An 11,647-nucleotide genomic window follows, 5' to 3' on the forward strand; every position below is an offset into this window, starting at 1 on the left:
GGGACGAACATCTCCGTCCGACGCGTCAGCCCTCGGCCAGCGATTCGGCCACCCGCTCGGCCTCGCGGAGTCTGCCCGGAATCCCCGCTCTGGCGGCGTAGTTCGCACAGATCTGCGCCCCGTCGGGGAGGTCGACCGCTTCCAGCGCGTCCCACGTCGTGTCGTAGGCGGGCATCCCGCGGCGGAGCCGACACACGTCGACGGCGGTCGCTTCGACGCCGGTCAGCTCTGCGAACTCCCGTTCGGCGATCTCACGAATATCCGACTCCGGCTGATCCACGAGCCCGGGGTTCCGACCCCCGCCGAGGTACGCAGTGTGGCGGTTTCCGCGGTCGAACAGCGCCCCGGTGCTGGTCACGCCGAGCGTCCGGAACGACTCGTCGTACTGGATCTGGAAGCCGGCGGCGTCCATGTCGCTCGCGGCGTCGAGGTGGACGACCGCCATGGGGTTGTAGGTGAGTCGGCGGAGCGCGTCCGCGCTTTCGGGTGCGAACGGGTCGAGCAGGTCGGCGGTCACCGCCGCGGGCGTCGTGAGCACCACGTGGTCGACCGTCGTCGTCTCCTCGGGCGTTTCGATCACGAAGCCGTCGTCGGTCTGCTGGACTGCTTCGACCGGCGTGTCGAGCCGAACACGCTCGCTATGGCGCTCGAACAGCGCCTCCGGGAGCGTCTGGAGGCCGCCGTCGAAGGAGACGACGGGCGGCGTCGACCCTCGACGACTCGCCCGCACTGCCGCGACGAGCAGGCTCCGATCGACGCCGCGTTTCTCGAGCGCTCGCCCGAGCGAGTGCCGCATCGGCATCTCGTCGGGGTGCGTGCCGTAGATGCCGCCGTACAGCGGGCCGACGAGGTACCGGGCGGCCTCCGGCCCGAGCATCCGGGTCAGGGATTCTTCGACGCTCTCCTCACCCCGTGGCGGCCCGGTCAGCGGTTCGAGCAGCATACGGAGCTTCCCCCGCAACGAGAGCAGGTCCGTCGACACCCCCTCGCGGACGGAGAACGGCACCTGGCGGAGCGAGCCGTCACGGTAGAGGTACAGCGGCGGGTCCGCCGCCTCGACGAGTCGATCGTCGAGGTCGAGGTCGTCGACCAGCGACGCCACCGGCGGCGAGAGACGGGTGCGTTGGGGACCGTCCTCGACGACGTACCCCTCGACGGACCGGCTCCTGATCACGCCGCCCGGCTCCGAGTCGGCCTCGAACACGACGCTGTCGACGCCGCGCTCGTAGAGTTGGTGCTGCAGCGCGAGGCCGGTGATCCCCGCGCCGACGATGCCGACCCGCATCGTCAGTCGGCGGGGTTCGGCAGCGGGCCGTCGTACCCCTCCGGCACGTACGGACAGAGTGGATCGCTCTCGAGCGGGTCGCCGGTCGTCGCGTACGCCCGCGAGCGGCTGCCGCCGCAGACGTTCCGGAACTCGCAGGCGCCGCATTTCCCCTCCAGCGCGTCGGGATCGCGGAGCTTCTCGAACAGCGGCGCGTCGCGGTAGAGGTCGACGAGGCTGTCCGTCCGGACGTTCCCGGCCGGCTCCGGCAGGAACCCGGAGGGGTAGAGCTCGCCGGTGTGGCTCACGAACGCGAAGCCGTCGCCGGCGGTGATGCCGGTCCGGCGGCCGATCGCGTCGTTCTCGGGCTTGTCGGTCGCCGAACGGCGCTGCTGGATCGCGACCCGGCGGTAGTGGGGCGCCTCAGTGGTCTTGATTCCGAAGTCGGCCTCGTCGTTTACCTCGGTCAGCCACTCCATCACGCGGTCGGCCCGCTCCGGCGGGACCGGATCGAGCACCTCTCCTCGGCCGACCGGGACGAGGAAGAACACGGACCAGAGCACGGCGCCGAGGTCGTCGACCAGTTCGCGGAGCTGGGGGAGCTGTTCGACCGTCTCGGCACAGACGGTCGTGTTGATCTGGAGCGGAAGCCCGGCCTCGTTGGCGGCTCGGGCCGCCTCGACGGTCTGCCGGAAGCTCCCTTCCTCCTTCCGGAAGCCATCGTGGGCCGCGGGGGTGGCGCCGTCGATGCTGAGCGCGAGTCGGCGCAGCCCGGAGTCTGCGAGCTTTTCGATCCGGTCGGGGGTTAGCGACGCCGTCCCGCTGGGCGTGAGCGTCATCTGCAGCCCCTGATCGACGCCGTGTTCGATCAGCTCGAACGTGTCGTCGCGGTAGAGCGGGTCGCCCCCGGAGAGGACGACAAGCTGGTTCTCGCCGAACTCGCTCGCCTCGTCGAGGAGCCGCTTCCCCTCCTCAGTCGTGAGTTCGTCGGGGTGGCGCTGGGGCTGGGCCTCCGCGCGGCAGTGTTTGCAGGCCAACTCGCAGGCCTGCGTGAGCTCCCAGACCAGCACGAACGGGCGCTGACTCGTGTCGATGGTGGATGGGCGCATTGGGGTCGTCGTGGGTGTCGGAGACGCGGTTACTGGACGTGGACTCGCAGGACGTGGCCGCCACAGCCGCACTGTTCGACGTACTCGTACTCCACGTCGTCGCCGAACTCGTCGTCGAGCACGTCGTAGAGGTACGTCTCGGGGTGGCCGTGCTCGCCGTGGGTCACGAGGTTGACGTGGTTTCCGGGGGCGGTGTGTTCGACGGCGTCGATCCCCTGCTCGACGAGGAGGTCGCGGTCCTCGGCGTGTTCGGGACCTTCGAGGTTCGCGGACCAGGAGTTGTCGTGGACGCGGTCGGTGACGGGGTCGGCCGCCTCGTGGTCGTGCTGAGACATGGCTTACGTCGTCCTTCGACGCCGACGACCATGGGGGGATGGCCGAACATGTTCTTGGCCGAGGCGGCCTCGACAGCCCCGCTGCTCGTACCCGGCCGTACGGCTGCCGCCGCCTACCCCTCCGGCCGGCCGCAGGCAAAGCTACCTATATGTAACTCAGTTACCAGTAGTAACCCCTAAGTCGCCGTCGCCCTATTCACCACGTATGACGAGTGACACGGGCGAGGACGGGGAGAAGCTGCAGGTGTGGTGTGCGGGCGAGGACTGGTGTCCGGTCACCACGACGGCGCTTTTGGTCGGGAAGAAGTGGCACCCGGTGGTGATCCACCGGCTGCTCAACGAGGGGCCGAGCGGCTTCAGCGAACTGGAGGACAGCGTCGGCGGCATCTCCAGCAAGGTGCTCTCGGAGGTGCTCGACGATCTGGAGAGCAAGCGGCTGATCGACCGCGAAATCGTGAGCGAGAAGCCCGTCCGGACGGAGTACTCGCTGACCGACCACGGCGAGTCGCTGGAGCCGGTGATCACGGCGATGCGCGACTGGGGGAAACAGCACATCACGGAGCCCGAGGACCCGAGCGTCTCGCTGGTCTGAGGCGACTCTCCCTCGCAGCACTCGTGCGTCGCCAGTCGCCGCCGGTGTGCGTCGCGTTCACTCGGGCGCGGGAGGCTTTTCCACCGCGGGACCGAACCAGCAGCTAATGTCACAACCCGACCCCGACGAGGAGGCTCGCGCGGGCGACCCGCGGGCGAGCCGGCAGGAACCGACCGACGACGTGCCGGCGACGACCGACCGGCGCTCGCGGGTCGGCGAGCCAGTCGTCCGCGCGGACCCGGAGATCACCGGCGAGCGCGCGAGCGACGCGATCGACTTCGACCCCGACGACCCCGAGAGCGTCGCCCGCGCCGCCGAGGTGCTGGCGGAGTTCGCCGGCTGTCAGGGCGAGGAGGACTGCGTCGACATGCTCCGGGGCGCGGCGGCGTGTGCGGCGCTCGTGCGCGGGGTCGGCTCCTACCGCGAGGCCGCCGAGCGCGCCGGCGGCGTCTCGGTGTCGTTCATCCGGACGTGGGCGCGGGTCCACGACCTACCGCAGTCGGTGCGGCGCCACGTCGCCCGCGGCGAGATCGCCCCCTCGGCGGCCAAACACCTCGCCCGCGTCGACGGCCCCGCACGGCTGGATCTCGCGTGGGCGGTGCTGGACCACGACCTCACGGTCCGGCAGGTCCGATCGCTGGCGAGCCGGGTCAACGACGGCACGTCGGCGCAGGAAGCGCTCCGCGAGGAGGGGGTCGAACTTGGCGATATCCGCCTCTCGCTCCCGGTCGAACAGTACCGCGAACTCCGCCGCGAGGCGTCGATGCAGAACACCACTCCCAGCGATCTGGTGGCCGAGATGATCGCCGAGCGCTACGACTGAAGGAACCGGACGGCGGTCTCCGCGATCGTTTCTCGGGCCTGCTCAACGTCGGCCCACTCGATCGTCTCGTCGGGGAAGTGGGCCTGTTCGATGCTGCCCGGGCCGAACACGACCGTCGGGATGCCCGCGGCGACGTAGTGCCGAGAGTCGGCGCCGTAGGTCGCGCCGCGGGGGTCCGTGTCCGGCAGCCCCGTGTCGAGCATCGCTTCCCGCAGCGTCCGGACGATCGGCTCGTCGGCGTCGACCTCGGCCGACTCGAACTGGATGCTGAACCGCTCGAAGCTTGGCGGGTGCTCGGAGAGCCAGTCGTCGGCGTCGACGACCGCCTGCAGCGCCTCCTCGTACTGCTGCTCCACCTCGTCGACGGTCTCGCCGGGGGCGACCCCGAACCGCATCTCGGCGGTCAGCGAACTCGGCACCGAGGAGGCCCAGTTGCCGGCCTGCACTTTGCCGATCACGATCGGCCACGGGACGGGGTACTCCTCGTACAGCGGGTGAGTGACGCTCTCGGAGCGCTCGGCTTCGAGATCCTCGAACGCCGCCCGGATGCGCTCGAAGTGCGGGAGCACGTCCTCGCCGCGCCAGCGCGAGGCCGCGTGTGCGGCCCGGCCCTGTATCTCGAGGCGCTTCATCACCGTCCCCTCGGTGGCAGTGATCGGCGTCAACTCGGTCGGCTCGGCGACGATCGCGGCGTCGCGCTCGAAGGGATAAGGGTTCGACAGCGCGGCCGCCGCGGCGCCGATGCCGCCCTCCTCCTCGCCGGCGACGGCCTCGACGACGAGCCGGCCGTTCAGGTCGGCGTCCTCGGCGCGTTCGGCGACGTCCAGCGCGGCGAACACGCAGGCCGCGACGGGACCCTTCATGTCCACCCCGCCGCGGCCGGTTAGCGTCTCCTCGCCGTCGTCGCTCTCGCCCCACACCGGCTCGAACGGCGGCGACGACCACGCGTCCTCGTCGGCCGGCACGACATCGAGGTGGCCGTTCAGGATCAGTGTCGGGCCGGCGTCGGGGTCGCCGAACTCCAGCACGCCGGCGACGCTCGGGCGGTCCTCGGTGTCGATCAGGTCGGGATCGTCCGGGAACGACGAGTGCTGGGCCAGTTCCTCGGCGTCGGCCTCCCACTCGTACGTCTCGAAGCCGAGGTCGTCGAGACGCTCTCTGGTCCACGCCGCGGCCTCGGCCTCCCCGCCGCCGACGGTGGGGAACTCGATCAGTCGCTCGGCGAACGTACGCATCTCCATGGCCGAGGGGTCGGCGGGAGAGGGTTTAGCTTCCGGGGGAACCGTAAACGCTTACCCGGTGGTCGTCCTTGATCGGCGTGAGGGCTGATAGCTCAGTTTGGGAGAGCGTCTGGCTTTTAACCAGACGGTCGGGGGTTCAAGTCCCTCTCAGCCCGTACAGACCGCCGAGCGACAGCGAGGCGTGTCGATCGTCGCTGAAGGGTCTTGAACCTCGGAAGCCGCGCCCGCGCAGGCGAGCGAAGCGAGCCGAGCAGGACCGTCTTCCGTCCGGTACAAGTCCCTCTCAGCCCGCTTCTCCGACGAACGATGTGAGTCGTGAGTCACGACGCCGAAGGGGCTGACCCTGTCAGTCGCGCGCAGTGAGGCGGGACCGAAGGTCCCGCTGACAGCCGGCGGCAAAGCCGCCGCCGAAGGGAGCACGCCTGATCCCGGTTCAAGTTCCTCTCAGTTCTATCTGCAGTGTAACCGCAGGTAAGTGGCTACCCTTGGATTCTGGGAAAACCTTTAGGCACGCCTGACAGGATATTGAGCTATGGTACAAGTAACGTGTGAGGACGCTGGCGGAAACTGTAGTACCGTGTTTGAGGACATCGATGAGTTGAAGATCGGAAAGAAATGTCCGATATGCAACGAGTATCTCGACACGAGCGCCAGAAAGCTGTTGAAGAAGAACAGTTAGAAGAGGGCCCAGTTACGCGGACGGTTCGGCTTCGATCCAATCGAACGGGGTGATCGAAACCACATCTCTTTCCCTCCAACTTCGCGCGGTGTTCGCTACTATCGGTCGTCCTCAGTTCTCCCCTTGATAGCTCCCGTCGTACGTTCCCTCGCTCTCCGCATCGGCGAGCACGAACTGCCCGATCCGGGCACCCTGCTCGATCTCGATCGCCCGGCCGACCTGCAGCAGTCCCTCGCCGCGGCCCTCGTAGCCGGCGTCCCAGACGGCCGTATCGAGCGAGCAGGTGTTGCGCAGTAGCGTCGAACGCGGGAGCACGAAGCCGACGCTGTCCTCGGGCACTGCCAGTCGCTCGCCGTAGCGCACGACGTAGTCGCCCGGTTCGAGACGATAGATCGGCGGGTCGTCGCCGTGGGGGTCGACCTCGCTGCGCTCCCCCACGGACTTCCCGTCCCGGCCGACGTAGCCGGGGCTGGTCTGTTCGAACACTGCGTCGAGAGTGAGGTCGACGCCGTTCGGCTGGACCGCGTCGTCGGCGGCGTCCTCGACTGCGGCGGCGACCTCGGCTCCGGAGCGGAACATGAATCGGTGTCGGGTCGTCGGCGACAAAACCTTGCCGAAGGCGCCGTGACCGGCTCTCCTGCCCGCGTGTGGCTCCCTCGCCGCCTGCGCCGTTTCTCGCCGGATTTATCACTGCTCCGAGTCCATTTGCAGACGATATGGGAAAGACAATCACGGAGAAAGTCCTCGACGATCACCTCGTTGAGGGCGAGCTGACTCCCGGCGAGGAGATCGGGATCGAGATCGATCAGGTGCTGACCCAGGACACCACCGGGACGATGGTGTGGCTCCAGTTCGAGGCGCTCGGCCTCGACGAAGTCCAGACCGAACTCGCCGCGCAGTACTGCGACCACCAGACGTACCAGTTCGACTTCAAGAACACCGACGACCACCGCTTCCTCCGCTCGGCGGCGGGCACCTACGGCGCCCACTTCTCCCGGCCGGGCAACGGTATCTGTCACAACGTCCACAAGGAGAACTTCGCCGCGCCCGGCAAGACGCTGCTCGGCTCGGACTCCCACACGCCGACGCCCGGCGGCCTCGGCCAGCTGGCGATCGGTGCGGGCGGGCTGGACATCACCGTCGCGATGGGCGGCGGCGCCTACTACGTCGACATGCCCGAGGTCGTCAACATCCGACTCGAAGGTGAGCTCGGCGAGTGGGCCACCGCGAAGGACGTCATCCTCGAGCTGCTGCGGCGCCTGAGCGTCAAGGGCGGCGTCGGCAAGGTGTTCGAGTACACCGGTCCGGGCGTGGAGACCCTCTCCGTGCCGGAGCGGACGACGATCACCAACATGGGGACCGAGCTCGGCGCCACCTCCTCCATCTTCCCGACCGACGAGCGCACGAAGGAGTGGCTCGACGAGGTCGGTCGCCCCGAGGACTACGTCGACCTCCAGCCCGACGACGACGCGGAGTACGCCGAGGAGATCGTCGTCGACCTCTCGGAGATCGAGCCCATGATCGCGGAGCCGTCGATGCCCGACAACGTCGTGCCCGTCCGCGAGGCGGCCGGCCAGTCGGTCGAGCAGGTGATGATCGGCTCCTGTACCAACGGCGCCTACGAGGACATCCTCCCGGCCGCGAAGATGCTGGAGGGCCGCGAGGTCAACAAGAAGACCGAGATGATCATCGCGCCCGCCTCGAAGCAGGCCTCCGAGATGCTCGCCCGTGAGGGCTGGACGGCCGAGCTGATGGCCGCCGGCGTGAACTTCTCCGAGGCGACCTGTGGCGCCTGTATCGGGATCGGCCACGTCCCCGGCAGCGACACCGTCTCGCTGCGGACGTTCAACCGAAACTTCGAGGGCCGCTCGGGAATCGAGGACGACTCCGTCTACCTCTGCTCGCCGGAGGTCGCCACCGCCGCGGCGATCAAGGGCGAGATCATCGACCCGCGCGATCTGGCCGACGAACTCGGCGATCTGGAGGATCCCGGCTTCGAACTCGGCACCGACTACGACCAGCACGACGCCGACCTCATCGCCCCCGACGAGGCCGTCGACGACGAGCTCGTCAAAGGCCCCAACATCGGCGACGTGCCGCTGAAGGACCCGCTCGAGTCCAACCTCGAGGGCGAGGTGCTGCTCCGGATGGGCGACAACATCACGACCGACCACATCATCCCGGCCACGTCGGACATCCTGAAGTTCCGCTCCAACGTGCCGAAGCTCTCGGAGTTCACGCTCTCCCGCGTCGACGAGAGCTTCGCCCAGCGCGCGCTGGACGCCGACGGCGGCTTCCTCGTCGCCGGCGAGAACTACGGTCAGGGTTCCTCGCGTGAGCACGCCGCCCTCTGTCCGATGTACCTCGGCGTCGAGGGCGTGCTGGCTCAGAGCTTCGCCCGCATCCACAAGGCGAACCTGTTCAACTTCGGCCTCGTCCCGCTGACGATCGACGAGGACGACTACGAGCGCATCGAGCAGGGCGACGACGTCCAGATCGTCGACGACGTGGGCGCCGGCGTCCGCTCCGGGCAGGAGGAGTTCGCCTTCCGCGTCAACGACGAGTGGGAGGGCACCGCCCACCTCGACGCCTCCGAGCGCGAGCGCGAGATCCTCGCGGCCGGCGGCAAGCTCTCGTGGACGAAGCAGCAGGCTCAGGACGGCAGCGGCGCCGCCCCCGCGGACGACTAAGCCAGTAGCGGTTCGCGATCCCTTTTTCCGATATTTCGACTGTCGATCGCTCAGTCAGTACGAGTAGCTGTTCCCGGCGACCGTGAGCGCGCATCGCCCCGCGTCAGCGACGAGCACCGATCGTCGTTCCGTCTGGCAGCGCGCCGAGCGTTCGTGAACGCCCCGACGTGGACGACGGAGCCGAACGGTTCGTCGCCGATCCGCCCCCCGCGGGCCGCGTCGTTTATGCCGACCACTGCCTTAGGTCACGGACGTGACCTCCCACCCGGACACGTCGGACGCCGCGGACCTCACTATCCGCGAGGCCGACCGGGCGGATCTGCTCGCGGTGTTCCGGATCGAGAAGTCGGTGTTCCCCCAGCCGTGGCCGTTCGCCTCCTTCGAGCGGTTCCTGGGCAATCGAGGGTTCCTCGTCGCGGTCCGTGACGGCGCCGTCGTCGGCTACGCGATCGCGGACGTGAGCGCGAACCACGGCCGCGATCTGGGCCACCTGAAGGACATCGCCGTCCACCCCGAGATGCAGGGCGAGGGCGTGGGCCGCGCGCTCCTCCGGCGCGTGCTGTTCACGCTGGCGCTCGCCGGCGCGGACGTGGTGAAACTCGAAGTCCGGGAGAGCAACGACGTGGCGCAGTCGCTGTACGAGGACGTTGGGTTCGAACGCGTCCGGCGGGTGTCCGCCTACTACGACGACGGCGAGGACGCGTTCGTGATGGTGCTCGACGTCGACGACTGGCGAAACTGAGCCGCGGCTGGCACCTGTCGCGACCTCCGTGTCGCGACGACGGAGCGCCATGCCGCGGCTCTGTGGGACTCGACGCCGGCGCGTGACCTGCTCCAGCCTCCGGGCTGGAGCAACGGAGCGCCATGCCGCGGCTCCGTGGCACTCGACGCCGGCGCCGCCCCGCCGAGCACACCTGTTTTCCCCCTCCGGACCGAGAGCCGGGTATGGGATACCGCTGTCCGGTCTGTGGCTCGCCCCAAAAGGACGACGAGCACTTGGCGAACCACCTCGCGATGACCGCGATGCTTCACGGCGAGGACCACGAGGCGTGGCTCGACGACCACGTCGAGGAGTGGAGCGAGCACACGCCGCCCGAACTCGCCGCGAAGATCGTCGGCGACGCCGAGGAAGTCGACTACGACGAGGCGACCGCCGAACGCGCGGAGACCGAGATTCCGACCGGCGACGGCGAACACGACCACGAGCACGATCACGGCGACGCCGGCGGCCACCCCACCGAGGAGATCGCCGACCCCGCGGAAGTGCCCGATTCGGGGTTCATCGACGAGGCGGCCGAGGAGGCCGTCGCCGAGGCGCGCGAGATGACCCGGAAGCGCCGCGAGGCCGCCGCCGAAGAGGAGAGCGAGGAGGACGGCGACGCCTGACCGGCACGCTGCCAGCCGGGAAGTGCGACGCCCGATCGACCATCGTCACCGGTAAGCCCGTCCGCTCGGGATTTCCAGGTATGCGAACCGAAGGAGTGTTCTCCCCGCAGACGGCAGACGACGCGGCCGAGGCGTTCGAGACCGTCGGTCCCGCCGCTCAGACGGTCGTCCGCGAGACCGCCAAGGCGATGGAGTTCGACCGCGAGGAGTACGACCGCCGGGTGACCGGCGAGGTCGTCGAGACCGCCCGCGACGCGCTGTTCGCCTCGCTGCTGTCGGTCACGATCGGTGACCGCGAGGAGTGGGAGGCGTGGCGCGATGAGCACCCGGGGTACGACGTCCACGAAACCGGCTCCGAGAGCGTCGAGCGGGTGGTCTGGCACGCCGCCCCCGCCACGGAGGAGGTCGTCGCGGCGACGTTCCAGTCCGAGGAGGAAGCGGCGATCGGTACCCTCCGCCGGCAGGCGTTCGGCCGCATCTACCAGCCGCTGCTGAAAGACGACGTGCCCGGAGAGTCGGATGGCTGAGTTCCCGCCGGACGACGGCCGCCGGCACGAGTCGCTGCCCGACCCGCACCCCGACTGGCGCGTGATCGAGAGCGTGCCGGAGTACGAGACCGGCTGGTTCGTCGGGGGGTACGATCTGATCGAACAGCCCGACGGCAGCCGGAAGCGCTACTACTGGGCCGAGCTCGCGACCGCCGTCGTCGTCACCGCCGTCACCGACGACCACGTGCTGTTCGTCGAGCAGTACCGGCCGACGATCCGCCACGAACAGCTCGAACTGCCCGCCGGCGTCGTTGAGGCCGAAGAATCGTTCACCGCCGCGGCCCGGCGGGAGCTCCGCGAGGAGACGGGGTTCCGCGCCGACTCGCTGTCGCTGCTGGAGGACGTCTGGGTCGCGACGGGCGCGCTCAGACACAAGCGCGCCTACGTGTTCGCCGAGGGCCTTGAACCGGTCGGGCAGGAGCTCGACGCGAACGAGTTTCTCACCCCGCGGGCGATCCCGATCGAGGAGGCGATCCAGACGGTCCGTTCGCGGCCGACCAACGAGGCCACGCTGCAGGGCCTGACGCTGGCCGACGAGGAAGGGCTGCTGTAGCCCCGGCCGCGGTCCGTGAGCTTCAACCGTCCGAGCGAGCCACGGTCGGTATGGACGAAATCTCGACCGAGCGCGTGGCCGAACTGCTCGCGGACGACGCGGCCCCGACGCTGGTCGACATCCGCGAGCCGCCGGCGTTCCGGCGCGGCCACATCCCCGGCAGCCTGAACGTCCCGTTCCGAGAGCTCCCCGACCGCGTGGCCGAGCTTTCCGACGCCGACCACGTCGTGACGGTCTGTCCCCATGGGAAAGCCAGCGTACAGGCCGCGAAGCTGATCGAGTCCTACGAGGGGATCACCGATGCGACCGTCGAGAGCATGGCCGGCGGGCTGAGCGAGTGGGACGGCGAGATCGAGTCCGCCGCCGACGCGGAGCCGGACGAGGGGCCGGCAGCGCCGTTCTAAGCGACCGACTCCGCATCTCTCTC

The 11,647-nt window shown here is 69.1% G+C and carries 14 protein-coding genes and 1 tRNA gene; 10 read left to right on the forward strand and 5 right to left on the reverse strand.

Going from position 1 to position 11,647, the window contains the following annotated elements; translation table 11 throughout:
* Positions 1 to 25 precede the first annotated feature (25 nt).
* Genes hemG through ACYQZ5_RS02665 form a run of 3 tightly spaced genes read right to left on the reverse strand, consistent with a single transcriptional unit; the run spans position 26 to position 2,708 of the window.
* Positions 26 to 1,285 carry a protoporphyrinogen oxidase gene (hemG, locus tag ACYQZ5_RS02655; RefSeq protein ID WP_379731810.1) on the reverse strand — a complete coding sequence of 420 codons (1,260 nt, stop codon included), beginning with the start codon at positions 1,283 to 1,285 and terminating at the stop codon, positions 26 to 28.
* A gap of 2 nt (positions 1,286 to 1,287) precedes the next feature.
* The gene (locus ACYQZ5_RS02660; RefSeq protein ID WP_379731809.1) at positions 1,288 to 2,373 is read right to left on the reverse strand and encodes a TIGR04053 family radical SAM/SPASM domain-containing protein; all 1,086 of its coding nucleotides are present in this window, start codon (positions 2,371 to 2,373) and stop codon (positions 1,288 to 1,290) included.
* A gap of 29 nt (positions 2,374 to 2,402) precedes the next feature.
* Positions 2,403 to 2,708, reverse strand: a complete 306-nt coding sequence (locus tag ACYQZ5_RS02665) for a CGCGG family putative rSAM-modified RiPP protein (protein ID WP_379731808.1) — start codon at positions 2,706 to 2,708, stop codon at positions 2,403 to 2,405.
* Between the two features lie 205 nt (positions 2,709 to 2,913).
* Here ACYQZ5_RS02665 and ACYQZ5_RS02670 point away from each other — a divergent pair, with 205 nt between their 5' ends.
* Together ACYQZ5_RS02670 and ACYQZ5_RS02675 are read left to right on the forward strand one after the other, a co-directional pair.
* Positions 2,914 to 3,300 (forward strand): winged helix-turn-helix transcriptional regulator, encoded by a 387-nt coding sequence (locus tag ACYQZ5_RS02670; protein WP_379731807.1) that lies wholly within the window; start codon positions 2,914 to 2,916, stop codon positions 3,298 to 3,300.
* Positions 3,301 to 3,406: 106 nt separating this feature from the next.
* Positions 3,407 to 4,123 (forward strand): DUF7119 family protein, encoded by a 717-nt coding sequence (locus ACYQZ5_RS02675; protein WP_459845064.1) that lies wholly within the window; start codon positions 3,407 to 3,409, stop codon positions 4,121 to 4,123.
* On the opposite strand, the gene ACYQZ5_RS02680 is transcribed toward ACYQZ5_RS02675, so the two are convergent.
* Complete coding sequence (locus tag ACYQZ5_RS02680; RefSeq protein WP_459845066.1) at positions 4,114 to 5,364, reverse strand: M20/M25/M40 family metallo-hydrolase; 1,251 nt, start codon at positions 5,362 to 5,364, stop codon at positions 4,114 to 4,116. The two genes, ACYQZ5_RS02675 and ACYQZ5_RS02680, sit on opposite strands and share 10 nt — an antisense overlap.
* An 81-nt stretch (positions 5,365 to 5,445) precedes the next feature.
* Between ACYQZ5_RS02680 and ACYQZ5_RS02685 the strand changes: the two genes are divergently transcribed.
* Both ACYQZ5_RS02685 and ACYQZ5_RS02690 read left to right on the forward strand, forming a co-directional pair.
* A tRNA-Lys gene (locus ACYQZ5_RS02685) sits at positions 5,446 to 5,519 on the forward strand.
* Between the two features lie 377 nt (positions 5,520 to 5,896).
* The gene (locus ACYQZ5_RS02690) at positions 5,897 to 6,043 is read left to right on the forward strand and encodes a hypothetical protein (protein ID WP_379731353.1); all 147 of its coding nucleotides are present in this window, start codon (positions 5,897 to 5,899) and stop codon (positions 6,041 to 6,043) included.
* Between the two features lie 111 nt (positions 6,044 to 6,154).
* Here ACYQZ5_RS02690 and ACYQZ5_RS02695 read toward each other — a convergent pair whose 3' ends face one another.
* The gene (locus tag ACYQZ5_RS02695) at positions 6,155 to 6,649 is read right to left on the reverse strand and encodes a deoxyuridine 5'-triphosphate nucleotidohydrolase (RefSeq protein ID WP_379731354.1); all 495 of its coding nucleotides are present in this window, start codon (positions 6,647 to 6,649) and stop codon (positions 6,155 to 6,157) included.
* Between the two features lie 110 nt (positions 6,650 to 6,759).
* Between ACYQZ5_RS02695 and ACYQZ5_RS02700 the strand changes: the two genes are divergently transcribed.
* The 6 genes from ACYQZ5_RS02700 to ACYQZ5_RS02725 all read left to right on the forward strand — a co-directional run bounded on the left by ACYQZ5_RS02700 (position 6,760) and on the right by ACYQZ5_RS02725 (position 11,624).
* On the forward strand, positions 6,760 to 8,733 hold the full coding sequence (locus tag ACYQZ5_RS02700; protein ID WP_379731355.1) for an aconitate hydratase: 1,974 nt from the start codon (positions 6,760 to 6,762) through the stop codon (positions 8,731 to 8,733).
* Between the two features lie 253 nt (positions 8,734 to 8,986).
* Positions 8,987 to 9,475, forward strand: a complete 489-nt coding sequence (rimI, locus tag ACYQZ5_RS02705; RefSeq protein WP_379731356.1) for a ribosomal protein S18-alanine N-acetyltransferase — start codon at positions 8,987 to 8,989, stop codon at positions 9,473 to 9,475.
* A 203-nt stretch (positions 9,476 to 9,678) separates the two neighbouring features.
* Positions 9,679 to 10,119 carry a DUF5810 domain-containing protein gene (locus tag ACYQZ5_RS02710; protein ID WP_379731357.1) on the forward strand — a complete coding sequence of 147 codons (441 nt, stop codon included), beginning with the start codon at positions 9,679 to 9,681 and terminating at the stop codon, positions 10,117 to 10,119.
* 80 nt (positions 10,120 to 10,199) lie between these two features.
* Positions 10,200 to 10,646: a DUF5809 family protein gene (locus ACYQZ5_RS02715; RefSeq protein WP_379731358.1), complete on the forward strand. Its 447-nt coding sequence runs from the start codon at positions 10,200 to 10,202 to the stop codon at positions 10,644 to 10,646.
* Positions 10,639 to 11,220: an NUDIX hydrolase gene (locus ACYQZ5_RS02720; RefSeq protein WP_379731359.1), complete on the forward strand. Its 582-nt coding sequence runs from the start codon at positions 10,639 to 10,641 to the stop codon at positions 11,218 to 11,220. Before ACYQZ5_RS02715 ends, ACYQZ5_RS02720 begins: the two co-directional genes overlap by 8 nt.
* 50 nt (positions 11,221 to 11,270) lie before the next feature.
* The gene (locus ACYQZ5_RS02725; RefSeq protein ID WP_379731360.1) at positions 11,271 to 11,624 is read left to right on the forward strand and encodes a rhodanese-like domain-containing protein; all 354 of its coding nucleotides are present in this window, start codon (positions 11,271 to 11,273) and stop codon (positions 11,622 to 11,624) included.
* Positions 11,625 to 11,647: the final 23 nt, after the last annotated feature.

It is taken from the genome of Halolamina salina, from assembly GCF_054653455.1.